At 59.2% G+C, this 21,073-nt stretch carries 2 protein-coding genes; one reads left to right on the plus strand and one right to left on the minus strand.

Annotation, left to right across the window (positions count from 1 at the left end; translation table 11 throughout):
- Positions 1-10 precede the first annotated feature (10 nt).
- A complete protein-coding gene (locus CXQ82_RS01600) occupies positions 11-1,363 on the minus strand; it encodes a TolC family outer membrane protein (protein WP_101265540.1) in 1,353 nt (450 codons plus the stop codon).
- Between the two features lie 343 nt (positions 1,364-1,706).
- On the opposite strand from CXQ82_RS01600, the gene CXQ82_RS01605 reads away from it, so the two are divergent.
- On the plus strand, positions 1,707-20,984 hold the full coding sequence (locus tag CXQ82_RS01605) for a retention module-containing protein (protein ID WP_101265542.1): 19,278 nt from the start codon (positions 1,707-1,709) through the stop codon (positions 20,982-20,984).
- The last annotated feature ends 89 nt before the right edge of the window (positions 20,985-21,073 follow it).

The raw sequence follows: 21,073 nt of genomic DNA on the forward strand, positions 1-21,073 counted from the left end.
CCGTCAAGAATCAGTTCATCCCTGGCAGGTTTACCGACGGTTTAATATCGTTCTGCACAACTGATGCCAGCGGGGCAACCACGCCCTGACTTCTCAGCAGTTGGCCCATGTCGGCTTTGATACGGTACTGCGTATAGATGTACAGGCTTTTGATCTGGGCCAAGCGCTGCTGAGCGGTGAACAGTTCGTTCTCGCTGTCGAGCAGGTCGAGCAGTGTACGCTCACCCAGGCTGAACTGCTGCTGGTATGAAGTACGCACCTTGGTGCTGCGGTCCACGTATTGCTGCGCGATCGGCACCTGCTGGCTGGCATTGTTGAAGGCGTTCCACGCCAGGCCCAGTTCTTCGTTCAGCTGGCGCAGGGCGTTGTTGCGGATATCCAGTGCCTGGGTCGCCTGAGAGGCCTTGGACTGCAGGCTGGCCTTGTCGCTGCCGCCGTTGTACAGGTTGAACTGCATGTTCAGCATCGCCGAGTAACCATTGTCATGGCCTTCTTCACCGCCGATGTTGTTGTTGGCGGAGCGTTGCAGCACCGCATCAAAACGCGGGTAGAAGGTCGACTTGGCGGCTTCGTACTGCTTCTCGGCAGCGGCGATATCCGATTCGGCCGAGCGCAGCACCGGGCTGTCGGCGATCATCTGGCGACGGGCTTCATCCAGGCTGGCAGGCAACTCGGTCACAACGCCCATCGGCCGTTCCAACTGGTCAGGTTCTTTGCCGACCACACTCAGGAAGTTGGTATTGGCGTCCGCCAGGTTGGTCTGCTCGGTGATCAGGTTGTTTTGCGCTTGAGCCAGTCGGGCTTCGGCCTGGTCCATGTCCGCCATTCTACCGACGCCACGGCTGGTGCGCAGTTTGATCTGGTCAAAAATGCGTTCGTGGCTTTTCAGGTTGTCCTGGGCCAGGTTCACCATCTCGCGGCGGGTCAGCACATCCAGGTAAACCTGGGCGACCGTCAGCGCAGTGCGCTCAGAGGTATTGAGCAGTGCATACCCACGGGAATTGGCGGTGGCTTGCTGGCGGCCGACTTCATTGATGGTGCCAAAACCCTGGAACAAATTTTGCTGAAGGCGAACGGTCGATTCGCCACGGTTCAAGGTTTTCCAGTCATGGCTGTTGCTGGCGGCACGGGTCGAAGTGTTGTCGGAGCTTTCACGGCCGTAACCGCCCAACACGTCGAGTTTAGGCAGGTAGCCGCCCTGGGCCTCTCTGACCTGATAGTCGGCGGCAATGCGCGCATTAATAGCTGCCTGGATCTCCGGGTGATTTTCCACAGCGGTTTGCATCGCCTCCGTCAAGGTTTGAGCCTGGACGAAACTGGCGGCGAGAACAAACGGCACTGCTTTAAAAAGGTGCAAACGCATTCTGATGTATCCCCGGGAGTGGTTGCCTTAAAAACGCAACAAACTTGAAATCTTGCATTGGATTTGGCAACCGAAATGACTGCTTGTCATAGGGACCTGGTAGCCCAAACAGAAAGTCGCTAGCCGAATAAATATCAATGTGACATTACCCGGCGGATTGTTTAGGATGGCGCCAAATAGGTCAATACCTTGACGGAAAAGTAATTTGCTGGCTGAAACAACAAATTATTGACGCCAAAATTATCACACTAATTTAAGTACTCCAGCTATCGAATCGGCATAGGTAATGAGGCCGGTCTCCATGATGGATACCCCCTGATCGGTAATACACGGAGAGTCTTTTATGAGCAGCGTTGCGGTCGTCAAAAGCATTGTCGGTCAAGTGTTCGCGGTTTCCCCGGAAGGGATTCGTCGCCTGCTTGTAGAAGGGGATCGCCTGTTCGCGGGTGAGCAAGTCGATACCGGCGCATCGGGCGCTGTCTCTCTGGAATTGGCTGACGGCCGCACCATCGACCTGGGACGTGACACTCAGTGGAGCGCAAACGCTCCTGATTCCGTCACCGACCTCAGCGCCGCAACTGCCCAGGCCGCACCGTCCGTTGCCGAACTGCAGCAAGCCATCGCTGCGGGCGCCGACCCGACCCAAGACCTCGAAGCCACCGCTGCCGGCCAAACCGCCGCGGGTTCAGAAGGCGGTGCGGGCGGCAGCCACAGCTTTATCGTGCTGGAGGCCACCGCAGGTGTGGTTGACCCCACCATTGGTTACCCGACTACCGGCCTGAATGCTGCTGATGCCGTTACCACCCTCGATACCGGCGCCGACAATAACGGCGTCGACCCACGTAACGTCACCATTACCCTGACCGCTACGCCGAGCATTACCGAAGCTGGCGGCGTCGTCGTTTACACCGTATTCATTACCCAGGCACCGACCAGCGACCTGACCGTCACCCTGTCCAACGGCCTCTCCGTGGTGATCGCCGCCGGCCAGACGTCGGGCGTGCTGAACGTCACTTTCGCCGGGAATGACACGCCTTACCTGGACGCCTCGTCGATCTCCGCCACCATTGCCGGCACTTCCGGCGGCGGCAACCTGATCATCACCACCGACCCGGCGCCGGCTGTTACGCAGATCGCTGACACCATCGACACCACTACCGTCACGCTGACCGCCACCGCATCGGTAAATGAAGGCGGCCAGATCGTCTATACCGCGACCGTGACCAACGCCGCGCAGACCGACGTAGTGATCAAGCTGTCCAACGACAAGACCATCACCATCGAGGCTGGTAAAACCACCGGCACGGTCACGGTCGACACGCCCGCCAACCTGGCCGATGGCAAAGACCTCAGCGTCAGCGCCACCATCACCAGCGCGACCGGCGGCAACTACGAGAACCTGGCGATCAATCCAGCGGCGGCCACTTCTACAGTCGTCGCTGTGGATGATCCTAGTGTTTTGGTGGCTGATACCAACACGATCGCCGAAGATAGCCTCGCGACTGGCAATGTGTTGAGCAATGACAGCGATATCGACAACGAGTTGGCGGTTGCGACCTTCAAAGTGGGTAATACCAGCTATAAAGCCGGTGATACCGCCACGATCGACGGGGTTGGCACCATCACCATCGGGGCGGATGGTGCGTACACCTTTACGCCGGTCAAGGATTACAACGGTGAGGTGCCAACGATTGGCTACACCACCAACACCGGCTCGAGCAGCACGCTGAATGTGACGGTGACACCGGTTAACGATGTGCCGGTGATCAGCATCGCGCCGGCCACCATCAATGAAAACTCCGCAACGGTGGGTACAGTCGCCGGCACGTTTACTGCCACTGATGCGGAAACGCCACGTGAAGGCCTGACCATTGCTTTCACGGGCAACAGCAACGCCGACGGCTACTACGCCATCGACGGCAATAACGTTGTGTTGACACAGAAGGGTGCTGACTTTGTTAACGCTGGCAACCAGCTGCCGAAAATCGACCTGACGGTTACTGACCCGGTGGGCGAGCACTCCAATGGCACTGGTCAACCGACCGTGACCTTGCAGAATGACGTGCCGGTGATTGAGGTTGCTCCGGCCACGATTGAAGAAAACTCTGCCGCAGTCGGCACCGTTGCCGGTACCTTCACCGCGACCGACGAAGAAACGCCGCGCGAAGGTCTGACGATTTCTTTCACTGGTACCAGCAACGCTGATGGCTACTACGCCATCGACGGCAACAACGTTGTGCTGACCCAGAAGGGCGCGGACTTTGTTAACGCTGGCAACCAGCTGCCGAAGATCGACCTGACCGTTACTGACCCTCAGGGTGCGAACTCCACTGGCGAAGGCCAGCCGACCGTCAACCTGCACAACGACGTGCCAGTGATTGAAGTCGTTGCCAACACCCTGGAAGAAAACTCCGCTGCAGTCGGCACCGTCGCCGGTACTTTCACCGCGACCGACGAAGAAACCCCGCGCGAAGGCCTGACCATCTCTTTCACGGGCACCAGCAACGCTGACGGCTACTACGCCATCGATGGCAACAACGTCGTGCTGACCCAGAAAGGCGCGGACTTCGTTAACGCTGGCAACCAACTGCCGAAGATCGACCTGACTGTTACCGATCCATCGGGCGCCAATTCCACTGCCGAAGGCCAACCGACCGTCAACCTGCACAACGACGTGCCAGTGATTGAAGTCGTTGCCAACACCCTGGAAGAAAACTCCGCTGCAGTCGGCACCGTCGCCGGTACTTTCACCGCGACCGACGAAGAAACCCCGCGCGAAGGTCTGACGATTTCCTTCACGGGCACCAGCAACGCTGACGGCTACTACAGCATCGACGGCAACAACGTTGTACTGACCCAGAAAGGCGCGGACTTCGTTAACGCCGGCAATCAACTGCCGAAAATCGACCTGACCGTTACCGACCCTCAGGGCGCGAACTCCAGCAATAGTGGCCAGCCGACCGTCAACCTGCACAACGACGTGCCAGTGATTGAAGTCGTTGCCAACACTCTGGAAGAAAACTCCGCCGCAGTCGGCACCGTTGCTGGTACTTTCACCGCTACCGACGAAGAAACGCCACGCGAAGGTTTGACGATCTCCTTCACTGGTACCACCAACGCCGATGGTTACTACGCCATCGACGGCAATAACGTTGTGTTGACCCAGAAGGGTGCTGACTTTGTTAACGCTGGCAACCAACTGCCAAAAATCGACCTGACCGTCACCGACCCTCAGGGCGCAAGCTCCAATGGCGAAGGCCAACCGACCGTTAACCTGCACAACGATGTGCCGGTAATTGAAGTTGCTCCGGCCACGATCGAAGAAAACTCCGCCGCCGTAGGCACCGTCGCCGGCACTTTCACCGCGACCGACGAAGAAACCCCTCGCGAAGGCCTGACCATCTCCTTCACGGGCACCAGCAACGCCGACGGCTACTACGCCATCGACGGCAACAATGTTGTGCTGACTCAAAAGGGCGCGGACTTTGTTAACGCCGGCAACCAGCTGCCGAAGATCGACCTGACTGTTACTGATCCATCGGGCGCAAGCTCCAATGGCGAAGGCCAACCGACTGTCAACCTGCACAACGACGTGCCAGTGATTGAGGTCGTTGCCAATACCCTGGAAGAAAACTCCGCAGCAGTTGGCACCGTCGCCGGTACCTTTACCGCGACTGACGAAGAAACCCCACGTGAAGGCCTGACTATCTCCTTCACTGGCACCAGCAATGCTGATGGTTACTACGCCATCGACGGCAACAACGTTGTGCTTACTCAGAAAGGCGCGGACTTTGTTAACGCCGGCAACCAACTGCCAAAAATCGACCTGACTGTGACCGATCCATCGGGCGCAAGCTCCAATGGCGAAGGCCAGCCGACCGTTAACCTGCATAACGATGTGCCGGTAATTGACGTCGCTCCGGCCACGATCGAAGAAAACTCTGCCGCAGTCGGCACCGTTGCCGGTACCTTCACCGCGACCGACGAAGAAACCCCTCGCGAAGGCCTGACCATCTCCTTCACTGGCACCAGCAACGCCGATGGTTACTACGCCATCGACGGCAACAATGTTGTGCTGACTCAGAAGGGCGCGGACTTTGTTAACGCCGGTAATCAACTGCCTAAGATCGACCTGACTGTGACCGATCCATCGGGCGCAAGCTCCAATGGCGAAGGCCAACCGACTGTCAACCTGCACAACGACGTGCCAGTGATTGAAGTTGCTCCGGCCACGATCGAAGAAAACTCCGCGGCAGTCGGCACCGTCGCCGGTACTTTCACCGCGACCGATGAAGAGACCCCGCGCGAAGGTCTGACGATTTCCTTCACGGGCACCAGCAACGCTGACGGCTACTACAGCATCGACGGCAACAACGTTGTGCTGACCCAGAAAGGCGCGGACTTCGTTAACGCTGGCAACCAACTGCCAAAAATCGACCTGACCGTTACCGATCCTCAGGGCGCAAGCTCCAATGGCGAGGGCCAACCGACCGTTAACCTGCACAACGATGTGCCGGTAATTGAAGTTGCTCCGGCCACGATCGAAGAAAACTCGGCCGCTGTGGGCACCGTCGCCGGTACCTTCACCGCGACCGACGAAGAAACCCCTCGCGAAGGCCTGACCATCTCCTTCACGGGCACCAGCAACGCCGACGGCTACTACGCCATCGACGGCAACAACGTCGTGCTGACCCAGAAAGGCGCGGACTACGTCAACGCCGGCAACCAACTGCCAAAGATCGACCTGACCGTCACCGATCCTCAGGGCGCCAACTCCAGTAACAGTGGCCAACCGACCGTCAACCTGCACAACGATGTGCCGGTGATTGAAGTTGCTCCGGCCACGATCGAAGAAAACTCCGCAGCAGTTGGCACCGTCGCCGGGACCTTCACCGCGACCGACGAAGAGACCCCGCGCGAAGGCCTGACTATCTCCTTCACTGGCACCAGCAACGCCGACGGCTACTACGCCATCGACGGCAACAATGTTGTGCTGACTCAGAAGGGCGCGGACTTTGTTAACGCCGGCAACCAGCTGCCGAAGATCGACCTGACTGTTACTGATCCATCGGGCGCAAGCTCCAATGGCGAAGGCCAACCGACTGTCAACCTGCACAACGACGTGCCAGTGATTGAAGTTGCTCCGGCCACGATCGAAGAAAACTCCGCGGCAGTCGGCACCGTCGCCGGTACTTTCACCGCGACCGATGAAGAGACCCCGCGCGAAGGTCTGACGATCTCCTTCACGGGCACCAGCAACGCTGACGGCTACTACAGCATCGACGGCAACAATGTAGTTTTGACCCAGAAGGGTGCTGACTTTGTTAACGCTGGCAACCAACTGCCAAAAATCGACCTGACCGTTACCGATCCTCAGGGCGCGAACTCGAGCAACAGTGGCCAACCGACCGTCAACCTGCACAACGATGTGCCGGTGATTGAAGTTGCTCCGGCCACGATCGAAGAAAACTCCGCCGCCGTAGGCACCGTTGCCGGTACCTTCACGGCGACCGACGAAGAGACCCCACGCGAAGGTCTGACGATTTCCTTCACGGGCACCAGCAACGCTGACGGCTACTACAGCATCGACGGCAACAACGTTGTGCTGACCCAGAAAGGCGCGGACTTCGTTAACGCTGGCAACCAACTGCCAAAAATCGACCTGACCGTTACCGATCCTCAGGGCGCAAGCTCCAATGGCGAGGGCCAACCGACCGTTAACCTGCACAACGATGTGCCGGTAATTGAAGTTGCTCCGGCCACGATCGAAGAAAACTCGGCCGCTGTGGGCACCGTCGCCGGTACCTTCACCGCGACCGACGAAGAAACCCCTCGCGAAGGCCTGACCATCTCCTTCACGGGCACCAGCAACGCCGACGGCTACTACGCCATCGACGGCAACAACGTCGTGCTGACCCAGAAAGGCGCGGACTACGTCAACGCCGGCAACCAACTGCCAAAGATCGACCTGACGGTCACCGATCCTCAGGGCGCCAACTCCAGTAACAGTGGCCAACCGACCGTCAACCTGCACAACGATGTGCCGGTGATTGAAGTTGCTCCGGCCACGATCGAAGAAAACTCCGCAGCAGTTGGCACCGTCGCCGGGACCTTCACCGCGACCGACGAAGAGACCCCGCGCGAAGGCCTGACCATCTCCTTCACTGGCACCAGCAACGCCGATGGCTACTACGCCATCGACGGCAACAACGTTGTGCTGACCCAGAAAGGTGCTGACTTCGTTAACGCTGGCAATCAACTGCCGAAGATCGACCTGACTGTTACTGATCCATCGGGCGCAAGCTCCAATGGTGAAGGTCAGCCGACCGTTAATCTGCACAACGATGTGCCGGTAATTGACGTCGCTCCGGCCACGATTGAAGAAAACTCCGCCGTAGTCGGCACCGTCGCCGGTACTTTCACCGCGACCGATGAAGAAACACCGCGCGAAGGTCTGACGATCTCCTTCACGGGCACCAGCAATACGGATGGTTACTACGCCATCGACGGCAACAACGTCGTGCTGACCCAGAAAGGCGCGGACTTTGTTAACGCCGGCAACCAGCTGCCGAAGATCGACCTGACTGTTACTGATCCATCGGGCGCAAGTTCCAATGGTGAAGGTCAGCCGACCGTTAATCTGCACAACGATGTGCCGGTAATTGACGTCGCTCCGGCCACGATCGAAGAAAACTCCGCCGCAGTCGGCACCATCGCCGGCACCTTCACCGCGACCGACGAAGAAACCCCGCGCGAAGGCCTGACGATCTCCTTTACGGGCACCAGCAACGCCGACGGCTACTACGCCATCGACGGCAACAACGTCGTGCTGACCCAGAAAGGCGCCGACTACGTTAACGCCGGCAACCAACTGCCAAAGATCGATCTGACCGTCACCGATCCTCAGGGCGCCAACTCCAGCAACAGCGGCCAACCGACCGTCAACTTGCATAACGACGTGCCGGTAATCACTGTTGCGGCCAACACCCTGGAGGAAAACTCCGCCGCAGTCGGCACCATCGCCGGCACCTTCACCGCGACCGACGAAGAAACCCCGCGCGAAGGCCTGACGATCTCCTTTACGGGCACCAGCAACGCCGACGGCTACTACGCCATCGACGGCAACAACGTCGTGCTGACCCAGAAAGGCGCCGACTACGTTAACGCCGGCAACCAACTGCCAAAAATCGACCTGACCGTCACCGACCCTCAGGGCGCCAACTCCAGCAACAGTGACCAACCGACCGTCAACCTGCACAACGACGTGCCAGTGATTGAAGTCGTTGCCAACACCCTGGAAGAAAACTCCGCCGCAGTCGGCACCGTCGCCGGTACTTTCACCGCGACCGACGAAGAAACCCCACGCGAAGGCCTGGCCATCTCCTTCACCGGCACCAGCAACGCCGATGGCTACTACAGCATCTCCGGCAACAACATCTTGCTGACCCAGAAAGGCGCCGACTACGTCAACGCCGGCAACCAACTGCCAAAAATCGACCTGACCGTCACCGACCCTCAGGGCGCAAGCTCCAATGGCGAAGGCCAGCCGACCGTTAACCTGGTTGACGACACCCCAACCGCCATCGATAACCACATCTCGGGCGACGAAGACACCCCGATCGAACTGACCTGGGCGACGTTCGGTGTTCAGGATGAAGACTCCGCTAACCCAGGTGTGGTGTTCACCAGCCTGCCTGCCGGTTCGATCGAATACAAAGTCGACGGCGAGTGGGTCAAGCTCACCACGGCCGATCTGAAAACCGACACCTCGTCGGGCAAGGTCTTCACCCAGGCTGATTTCGATGGCCACAACGTGCGTTACAGCCCGGCAGACAACGAATCGGGTGACAACAGCTTCGGCGGCACCGGTGTGGGCAACAAGCAAGGTGATTACACCGAGCTGAAGTTCCAAGCCACCGACGGCAACTCCTACAGCGACACCAAAACCATCACCGTGGATATTCATCCGGTGACGGATGTGCCGGTGCTGACCATCGGCCAAGTGCCAACCGGTCTGACCATTCAAACCTGGACTGGCAGCAACCTGCCGGGTGAGTTGGGCACCAACGGCCAAGGCGTCAGCCAGTCCAGCACTCTGATCAAGGTGATCAACGCCCAAACCGCTGACAGCGCCGCCTCCACGGGCGTCACCAGCAATGTGAGCAACGGCAATGTGGCCGAAGGCACCGCGACCAAAGTGTCCGGTCTGGTTTACCTGGAAGCCGGCAAGAGCTACACCTTCACCGGTTCGGCCGACGACAGCCTGGCAATCACCGTGGGCGGCAAGCTGGTCGCTTCCGAAACCTGGAGCCAGGGCAGCGGGATCAGCGGGTCGTCCTACACGCCGACCGAGTCGGGTTACTACACCCTCGACATCTACCACTACAACCAGAACGGCCCGGGCAACTACGACGTCAATGTGTCGATCAACAACGGTCCGTCGGTGTCGCTGGGTAACAGCGGCCTGCAGACCTACACCAGTGCAGCCGCGTTGGAAGCTGCTGGCATGGTGCTGGGCGACAGCCACGTGGTGAATGGCGAAGGCTATTACACCGGCAACGTCTACAACCACGGCCTGGAAGACACCGCGATCAAGATCGCGCCGATTACCGCCACCTTTGTCGACGCCGACGGCTCGGAATCCCACAAGGTGGAAATCAGCGGCTTGCCGGAAGGCACGGTGCTCACCGACGGCACTACCGGCCATAGCATCACCTCGACCGGCGCGAACACGCTGTATGACGTGAGCACCTGGAACCTGAGCACCCTGACGGTTACGCCGTTCAAGGACTCGACGGCCAGTTTCGACTTGACCGTGAAGGCTACGGCCAAAGAATTGAGCACCGGTGTTGAAGAAGTCACGACCGGCAAGATCAGCGTCGTGGTCACCGCGGTCAACGACGCGCCGGTACTGGGCAACGGTTCGACCAACGCGTTTGGCGACACCTACATCGAAGGCAAGCCAGGCGGCTACGTCGCGGCGAACCTGACCATCACCGACGTCGACAACAGCACGTTGCAAAGCGCCAAGGTCACGCTGGTCAACCACTTGACCGATGACGTGCTGATCGCGGATGTCAGCAACACCAAAATCACCGTCAGCTATGACAAGAACACCGGCGTACTGACCCTGTCCGGTGAAGCGACCAAAGCTGAGTACCAGGAAGTCCTGCGCTCGGTGCACTTCGCCAGCGAAAGCGAAGACCCAAGCCCGGCCAACCGTAACCTGACCATCACCGTGAACGACGGCCAGGCGGATTCGGCGCCGGTGACTTCCGTGGTCTACGTGGTGCCGGTCAACGATGTACCGGTTATCAGTTTCGACAGCACTAAGTTTGTCGAGCAAAAAGGTGCGGTGGCACTGGTTGAAAACCTGAGCATCACCGACGTCGACAACAAAACCTTCAGCAAGGTCGTGGTCACCGTTGATCACCTGGTGTCCGGCGACCTGCTCAGCAACGCCGATGTGCTTAAGGCACTCGCCGTTGCGGGTATCACCATCACCGAAAGCGGCAGCGCCGCCGATGGCAAGGTCATCTACACCCTGACCAGCAACTCGGCAGCCGGCAGCAGTGCCGCCGACTTCATCAAGCTGGTTGAGGCAATCACCTTCCAGGCCCCGGGCAACAACCCGGTCGGTACTGATCGTACTGTGACCATCGACGTCACCGACATCGGCGGCGGCAACCTCGCCCGTGAGCAACCGGAAACCGGTACCGCCACTGGCAAGGTCACCGTCGAGCTGTTCAACGATGCACCGACGGCAACCGCGAGCACTGCCGGCGCTGACGAAGACCATGCGGCCACGATCGTCCTGAGCGGCGCCGATGTGGACGGCAGCGTCGCCAAGTTCGTCATCACCTCCCTGCCGGAAAACGGCAAGCTGTACAGCGATGCCAACCTGACCACCGAGCTCAAAGTCGGTGACTCGGTGCCTGCAGGCGCTGACGGTAAGGCATCGGTCTACTTCTCACCAACCGCAGACTGGAGCGGCAATACCGCGCTCACCTTCACTGCGGTCGACAATGCCGGTAAAGCCAGCGTCGAAACCACTGCGCCAGTGACCATCGCCCCGGTCACCGATACCCCGCACCTGGGCCTGCTCGGCGGTGGCGTCGTCAGCGCGATCAACTTCGACAGCGCACACCTCAACGGTTCGTGGAGCACGGTTGCCGTTGGTGATGCCAACAACGCCGCCGGCAACGGCGCCACTCCGGGCACCCCATGGCTGACCGGTAACAGCGACGGCCAAGTCGAAATCGGCCAGAGCAGCATTTATGGCGTCGAGACCCCGGGCAACAGCCAGGTCATCGAGCTCGAGAAAAATACCGGCGACGACTCCAGCCTGTACACCATCATCAAGGCTGAAAGCGGTACCGCGTACTCCATCTCGGTCGATTACTCGCCGCGTGCCGGCGCCGAGAACAACTCGGTCATCGATGTATTCTGGGGCGGCGTCAAAGTCGGCACCCTGGATACCACCGTCGTTGGCATGAAGACCTACACCTTCGTGGTGCCGGTGACTGCTGACGGTGACGCCAAACTCGAATTCAAAGCCCCGGCTGGCGAAGCCAACAACTCCCTGGGCGGCGTGCTGGACAACATCAGCGTCACCCAGGTATTGAACACTGGCCTGGAAGACCACGCGATCAAGTTGTCCGCCATCGACGCCTACGCCACCGACAAGGATGGTTCCGAGACGCTCAAGCTGGTAATCAGCGGTATTCCGCAAGGCGCGACCATTTCTGATGGCGCGGGCCACACCTTCACTGCCTCGGCTAATACCCAAAGCATCGACATCAGCGACTGGAGCAAAGCCACGCTGGTCTACAACCCGGTGCCCAACGCCTACGGCCTGGTGAACCTCACCGTTACCGCCACTGCGCAGGATGGTGATGCGGCGCCTAAGTCCGAGTCGATCACGCTGCCGATCAATGTGATTTCGGTCAACGACCTGCCAGTCATCGATATCGTGGCCAACGCCCTGGTAGAAGGCTCCGTGGCTGAAGGCACCGTTGCCGGTCACTTTACCGTCAGCGATGTTGAAACCCCGGTTGCCGATCTGAAAGTCACCTTCACCGGCGACAGCAACAAAAATGGCTACTACACCCTCGTCGGCAACGCCGTGGTGCTGACCCTGGCGGGCGCGAACTTCGTCAACGCGGGTAACAAACTGCCTGCGATTGATTTGACCGTGACGGATGCCGATAAGGGCAGCTCGCACGCTGCTGCTACGCCGGATGTGACGTTGGTTAATGACGTGCCGGTGGTTGAAGTTACTCCGGCTACGATTGAAGAAAACTCTGCCGCAGTAGGTACTGTTGCCGGTACTTTCACTGCGACCGATGAAGAGACGCCACGCGAAGGTCTGACCGTTTCCTTCACTGGCACCAGCAACGCTGATGGTTACTACGCCATCGACGGCAACAATGTTGTGCTGACTCAGAAGGGTGCTGACTTTGTTAACGCTGGTAACCAGCTGCCGAAGATTGATCTGACTGTTACCGATCCATCGGGCGCGAACTCCAATGGTTCCGGCCAGCCGACCGTTAATCTGCATAACGATGTGCCAGTAATTGACGTCGCTCCGGCCACGATTGAAGAAAACTCCGCAGCAGTAGGTACTGTTGCCGGGACCTTTACCGCGACCGATGAAGAGACGCCACGCGAAGGTCTGACCGTTTCCTTCACTGGCACCAGCAACGCTGACGGCTACTACGCCATCGACGGCAACAATGTTGTGCTGACTCAGAAGGGTGCTGACTTTGTTAACGCTGGTAATCAACTGCCTAAGATCGACCTGACTGTTACCGATCCATCGGGCGCGAACTCCAATGGTTCCGGCCAGCCGACCGTTAATCTGCATAACGATGTGCCGGTAATTGAAGTCGCTCCGGCAACGATTGAAGAAAACTCTGCCGCAGTAGGTACTGTTGCCGGTACTTTCACCGCGACCGACGAAGAAACGCCGCGCTCGGGCCTGACCATCACCTTCACCGGTACCACCAACGCAGACGGCTACTACAGCATCTCCGGCAACAACGTGGTGCTGACGCAAAAAGGTGCTGACTTTGTTAACGCCGGTAATCAGCTGCCGAAGATCGACCTGACCGTTACCGATCCATCGGGCGCAAGCTCCAATGGCGAAGGCCAGCCGACCGTTAACCTGCACAACGATGTGCCGGTAATTGAAGTCGCTCCGGCCACGATTGAAGAAAACTCCGCCGCAGTAGGTACTGTTGCCGGGACCTTCACTGCGACCGATGAGGAAACTCCGCGTTCGGGTCTGACCATCTCCTTCACAGGCAACAGCAACGCAGATGGCTACTACAGCATCTCCGGCAACAACGTTGTGCTGACTCAGAAAGGCGCGGACTTCGTTAACGCTGGTAATCAACTACCTAAGATTGACCTGACTGTTACCGATCCATCGGGCGCAAGCTCGAATGGCGAAGGCCAGCCGACCGTTAACCTGCACAACGATGTGCCGGTAATTGAAGTCGCTCCGGCCACGATTGAAGAAAACTCCGCCGCAGTAGGTACTGTTGCCGGGACCTTCACTGCGACCGATGAAGAAACGCCGCGCGAAGGTCTGACGATTTCCTTCACTGGCACCACCAACGCCGACGGCTACTACAGCATCGACGGCAACAACGTTGTGCTGACCCAGAAGGGCGCGGACTTCGTTAACGCCGGCAACCAGCTGCCGAAGATTGACCTGACTGTCACCGATCCAGAAGGTCTGAACTCGCATAACGCAGCGCAGCCGACCGTCAACCTGCACAACGATGTGCCGGTGATCTCCGTCGTGGCGAATACTCTGGAAGAGAACTCGGCCACTGTGGGCACCGTCGCCGGTACCTTCACCGCAACCGATGAAGAGACCCCGCGTTCGGGTCTGACCATCTCTTTCACAGGCACCACCAACGCATCCGGCTACTACAGCATCTCCGGCAACAACGTGGTCTTGACCCAGAAGGGCGCGGACTTCGTCAACGCCGGCAACCAGCTGCCGAAAATCGACCTGACCGTCACCGATCCAGAAGGTCTGAACTCGCATAACGCAGCGCAGCCGACCGTTAACCTGCATAACGACGTGCCGGTAATCACAGTTTCGGCTAACACCCTGGAAGAGAACTCGGCTACTGCAGGCACCGTCGCCGGTACCTTCACCGCGACCGACGAAGAGACCCCACGTGCGGGTCTGACGATCACCTTCACTGGCACCACCAACTCGGACGGCTACTACAGCATCTCCGGCAACAACGTGGTCTTGACCCAGAAGGGCGCGGACTTCGTTAACGCCGGCAACCAGCTGCCGAAGATTGACCTGACTGTCACCGATCCAGAAGGTCTGAACTCGCATAACGCAGCGCAGCCGACCGTCAACCTGCACAACGATGTGCCGGTGATCTCCGTCGTGGCGAATACTCTGGAAGAGAACTCGGCCACTGTGGGCACCGTCGCCGGTACCTTCACCGCAACCGATGAAGAGACCCCGCGTTCGGGTCTGACCATCTCTTTCACAGGCACCACCAACGCATCCGGCTACTACAGCATCTCCGGCAACAACGTGGTGCTGACCCAGAAAGGCGCGGACTTCGTCAACGCCGGCAACCAGCTGCCGAAAATCGACCTGACCGTCACCGATCCAGAAGGCCTAAACTCGCATAACGCAGCGCAGCCGACCGTTAACCTGCATAACGACGTGCCGGTAATCACAGTTTCGGCTAACACCCTGGAAGAGAACTCGGCTACTGCAGGCACCGTCGCCGGTACCTTCACCGCGACCGACGAAGAGACCCCACGTGCGGGTCTGACGATCACCTTCACTGGCACCACCAACTCGGACGGCTACTACAGCATCTCCGGCAACAACGTGGTCTTGACCCAGAAGGGCGCGGACTTCGTTAACGCCGGCAACCAGCTGCCGAAGATTGACCTGACTGTCACCGATCCAGAAGGTCTGAACTCGCATAACGCAGCGCAGCCGACCGTCAACCTGCACAACGATGTGCCGGTGATCTCCGTCGTGGCGAATACTCTGGAAGAGAACTCGGCCACTGTGGGCACCGTCGCCGGTACCTTCACCGCAACCGATGAAGAGACCCCGCGTTCGGGTCTGACCATCTCTTTCACAGGCACCACCAACGCATCCGGCTACTACAGCATCTCCGGCAATAACGTGGTGCTGACCCAGAAAGGCGCTGACTTCGTCAACGCCGGCAACCAGCTGCCGAAAATCGATCTGACCGTCACCGATCCAGAAGGTCTGAACTCGCATAACGCAGCGCAGCCGACCGTCAACCTGCACAACGATGTGCCGGTGATCTCCGTCGTGGCTAACACGCTTGAAGAGAACTCGGCTACAGCGGGCACGGTCGCCGGTACCTTCACCGCAACCGATGAAGAAACCCCGCGTTCGGGCCTGACAATTACCTTCACCGGCACCACCAACTCGGATGGCTACTACAGCATCTCCGGCAACAATGTTGTGCTGACCCAGAAAGGCGCGGACTTCGTTAACGCTGGCAACCAGCTGCCGAAAATCGACCTGACTGTCACCGATCCAGAAGGTCTGAACTCGCATACCGCAGCGCAGCCAACCGTCAATCTGCACAACGACGTGCCGGTAATCACAGTTTCGGCTAACACCCTGGAAGAAAACTCGGCTACTGCAGGCACCGTCGCCGGTACTTTCACGGCGACCGACGAAGAGACTCCACGTGCGGGCCTGACCATCACCTTCACAGGCACCACCAACGCATCCGGCTACTACAGCATCTCCGGCAATAACGTGGTGCTGACCCAGAAAGGCGCTGACTTCGTCAACGCCGGCAACCAGCTGCCGAAAATCGATCTGACCGTCACCGATCCAGAAGGTCTGAACTCGCATAACGCAGCGCAGCCGACCGTCAACCTGCACAACGATGTGCCGGTGATCTCCGTCGTGGCTAACACGCTTGAAGAGAACTCGGCTACAGCGGGCACGGTCGCCGGTACCTTCACCGCAACCGATGAAGAAACCCCGCGTTCGGGCCTGACAATTACCTTCACCGGCACCACCAACTCGGATGGCTACTACAGCATCTCCGGCAACAATGTTGTGCTGACCCAGAAAGGCGCGGACTTCGTTAACGCCGGCAACCAGCTGCCGAAGATTGACCTGACTGTCACCGATCCAGAAGGTCTGAACTCGCATAACGCAGCGCAGCCAACCGTCAACCTGCACAACGATGTGCCGGTGATCTCCGTCGTGGCGAATACCCTGGAAGAGAACTCGGCCACTGTGGGCACCGTCGCCGGTACCTTCACCGCAACCGATGAAGAGACCCCGCGTTCGGGCCTGACGATCACCTTCACTGGCACCACCAACTCGGATGGCTACTACAGCATCTCCGGCAACAACGTGGTGCTGACCCAGAAGGGCGCGGACTTCGTTAACGCCGGTAACCAGCTGCCGAAAATCGACCTGACCGTTACCGATCCAGAAGGTCTGAACTCGCATAACGCTGCGCAGCCAACCGTCAATCTGCACAACGATGTGCCGGTGATCTCCGTCGTGGCTAACACGCTCGAAGAGAACTCGGCTACAGCGGGCACGGTCGCCGGTACCTTCACCGCAACCGATGAAGAAACCCCGCGCTCGGGTCTAACAATTACCTTCACCGGCACCACCAACTCGGACGGCTACTACAGCATCTCCGGCAACAACGTGGTGTTGACGCAAAAAGGTGCTGACTTCGTTAACTCGGGCAACCAGCTACCGAAGATTGACCTGACCGTCACCGATCCAGAAGGCCTAAACTCGCATAACGCAGCGCAACCGACCGTCAACCTGCATAACGACGTGCCAGTGATCGCGATCACGCCTGCCACGATCGTTGAAGACACCGCCAAAGTCGGCACTGTGGCCGGTACCTTCACGGCAAGCGACGAAGAAACACCGGTCGCCCAACTGAAGATCACCTTCACCACCGGCACCAACGCGGATGGCTACTACAGCCTGTCCGGCACTAACGTTGTACTGACGCAGAAGGGCGCGGATTACGTCAACTCCGGTCATCAGTTGCCGAAGATTGACCTGACCGTGACCGACGCTGACGGCGCCAACTCACACAGCACCGGCCAGCCGACCGTGACGTTGGTTGACGACACGCCAATCGCCAGCAACGGCTACATCCAGGGCAACGAAGACACCCCGATCGAATTGACCTGGGCGACCTTCGGCGTCAGCGATGAGGACTCCGCAAATCCGAAAGTGGTGTTCACCAGCCTGCCGGCCGGGTCCATCGAGTACAACGTCAACGGCGTGTGGGTCGCGCTTACCGCGAGTGACCTGAAAACCGCTACCTCGGCCGGCAAGTCGTTCAGCCAGGCTGATTTCGACAACCACACTGTGCGTTACACCCCGGCGGCCAACGAATCGGGTGACAACACCTTCGCAGGCACAGGTGTGGGCAACAAGCAGAGCGATTACACCCAGCTGAAATTCCAGGCTACCGACGGCAATTCCTACAGCGACACCAAGGTCATCACCGTGGATATCCACCCGGTGGCGGACGTTCCTGTGGTGACGGTTGGCGCGTTCGGCGCGGTGCCGACAGGTCTGGTCATTCAAACCTGGACCGGCGGCACTCTGCGCAATGACCTGGGCACCAACGGTAACGGTGTGGTCAATTCCAGCGACCTGATCCGTGTGATCGACGCCAAGACCGCTGCCAGCGCGGCCTCCACCGGTGTAACAAGCAACGTCAGCAACAGCAATGTGGTCGACGGCACCGCGACCAAAGTCTCCGGCCTGATCTACCTGGAAGCCGGCAAGAGCTACACCTTCACTGGTACGGCCGACGACAGCCTGGCAATCACCGTGGGCGGCAAGCTGGTTGCCACCGAGACATGGAGCAAGGGCAGCGCGATTACCGGGTCGAGCTACACGCCGACTGAGTCGGGCTACTACACCCTCGACATCTACCACTACAACCAGGCAGGCGCGGGCAACTACGACGTCAATGTGTCGATCAACAACGGCGTGTCGATGTCCCTGGGCAACAGCGGCCTGCAGACTTACACCAGCGTGGAAGCATTGAAAGCCGCGGGTGCGGTGCTGGGCGATAGCCATATCGTCAACGGCGAAGGCTATTACACCGGCTACGTCTACAACCGTGGCCTGGAAGACACCGCGATCAAGGTCAGCCCGATTACCACCACGTTTGTCGACAACGATGGCTCGGAGTCGCACAAGGTGGAAATCAGCGGCTTGCCAGCCGGCACCGTGATTACCGACGGCACCACTGGGCACAGCATCACCTCGAACGGCAGCGGCACGCTCTATGATGTGAGCACCTGGAACCTGAAAACCCTGACGGTCACGCCGCTCAAGGATTCGACCGCCAGCTTCGACATCACCGTGAAAGCCACCGCCACAGAGTTGAGCACCGGCGCTTCGGCGGTGACGACCGGCAAGGTCAGCATCGTGATCACTGCGGTCAACGACGCGCCAACCCTGGACCTCAGCACTGCCGACGGTTCGGTCGCCACTGGCTTCAGCACCTCGTACACCGAGCGTGGCACCAACGGTGTTGCGATTACCGGCAGCGTGGCCATCGCTGACGTCGACAGCACCCAGATGCAAAGTGCGACCATCACCCTGAAAAACGCCAGTTCGGGCGATGTGCTGACCTCCAGCCTGGTATCGGTGGGTGGCACCTACAAAGGCATCACCGTGACCAGCGTCGGGGCCGATGTCAGCGGCAAGATCGTGCTGACCCTGTCGGGCGTGGCGGACGCGGCGACCTACAAGACGCTGCTTGAGTCGTTCCAGTACTCCAGCACCAGCAAATACCCAGCCCTGGGTGATCGCACCATCGATATCGCCGTCACTGACAGCGAAAGCGGCAACAGCCTTAGTTCGAACGTGGCGACCACCACCATCACGGTCAAGCCTCAGGTCTATACCCCTGTCACGGAAGGCGGTGCGGCGGCGGATACCGTCGACCTGGGCTCGAGTTCGGCGAACAACATTGTGGTTGGCGACAAAGGTGGTATCACCACGCCGGGCACCAACTACAACATCGCGTTTATCGTCGACACCTCGGGCAGTATCGGGTCTTCCGCGATGACGTCGATCAAGAACCAGCTCTCCAGCATCTTCGATACCTTGATCGCCAACGCGAAGCTGACGGGATCGGGTGTGGTGAAAGTGCTGCTGGTCGACTTCGACACCAAAGTTGAATCGCAGGTGTCGGTCAACCTGGCGGACCAGGCTGCAGCGAAGGCTGCGCTGATGAACGTGCTGAACGCGATGTCCTCCAACGCGTCCGACCTGACCAACTACCAGGATGCTTTCAACGCCGCAACGGCCTGGTTCAAGAGCACCGACGCCACCAGCAACACCAGCGCGAAAAACCTCACGTACTTCATTACCGACGGTGCGCCGAACGTCTACAACGCCACGTATGACAACATCAGCCTGGGCTACACCAGCAGTTGGTGGGGTTCCAACGTTACCTTTGACAACAAGGTCAATGGCAACACCTACACCTTGGGCCAGTCCACTGCGGTCACCGCCACGGTCTACGGCCAGACGCGGGTCATCGTTGACGCTGAAGGCAAGGTCTACTCGTACGACTCGTCAGGCAACAAGGCCTTTGAAGGTTATGTTGTGTCCGATGGTCATGGTGGTTTCGACGTAGCGGGGGCGGCCAGCAGTTCCGGCCGCACCGATTATGCGTTGGAATACGCCAAGGCTGCCTACACGGCGTTGACCACGGCGGTCACCGGTGGGGTGGAAGTACAGGCCATCGGCCTGGGCAGCAGCGTCGATAAGGACATGCTGCAGAAGTACTTCGATACCGACAAGACCGTCAGCACGATCGACACCGCCAAGCTGGCGGACACTATTACCGGCCACACCGCCGATACCGGTGCCGACTCCGTTTACGGCGGTTCGGGCAACGACATCATCTTTGGCGACCTGATCAGCTACAAAGGCCAGGAAGGCAGCGCGGCACTCAAGGCATTCGCTGCCGAGAAGCTGGCGACCACGGTCGATCAGATCGATGACCGCACTTTGCATCAGTACATTACTGAGCATGTGCAGGACGTCGGTGCGCTGGCCAACGCGTCGAACATCTACGGCACCAGCGATGGCGGCGATACCCTGATCGGCAATGCCGGCGATGACATCCTGTTCGGCCAGGGCGGTAACGACACGCTCTCCGGCGGCGCCGGCAACGACATCCTGGTGGGCGGCAAGGGCAATGACATCCTCACCGGCGGCGCGGGTGCCGACACCTTTGTGTGGCTCAAAGGCGACACCAATACCAACGGCGGCTTTGATCGCATCACTGACTTCAAGCACGGTGAAGGCGACAAGCTGGATCTGTCCGACTTGCTGCAAGGCAATAACGACACCAACCTGTCCAAATACCTGCAACTGACCACCGACTCGGCGGGCAACTCGACGCTGAGCGTGAGCAGTACCGGTACGTTCACGACCTCCGGTGGCGGCACGGCCGATGTCACCATCAAGGTCGATGGCGCGAACTGGGGCAGTGGCAGCACCGCGATCACCAACCTGATCGCCGGTGGCGACCTGACCGTCAAGCACCACGACTGATCCTCTGGGGCGTCAATCTTTCGGGATTGGCGCCCATTGGCATCGGCTTCGGGAAAATGCGTGTAATCTCTGTAGGCGCCGTGCGCGGC

This window comes from Pseudomonas sp. S09G 359, from assembly GCF_002843605.1.
Lineage (GTDB): Bacteria > Pseudomonadota > Gammaproteobacteria > Pseudomonadales > Pseudomonadaceae > Aquipseudomonas.

Excerpts from the sequence above, each read along its gene's own strand:
- CXQ82_RS01600 (WP_101265540.1), bottom strand. The coding sequence starts at position 1,363 with ATGCGTTTGCACCTTTTTAAAGCAGTGCCGTTTGTTCTCGCCGCCAGT.
- CXQ82_RS01605 (WP_101265542.1), top strand. The coding sequence starts at position 1,707 with ATGAGCAGCGTTGCGGTCGTCAAAAGCATTGTCGGTCAAGTGTTCGCG.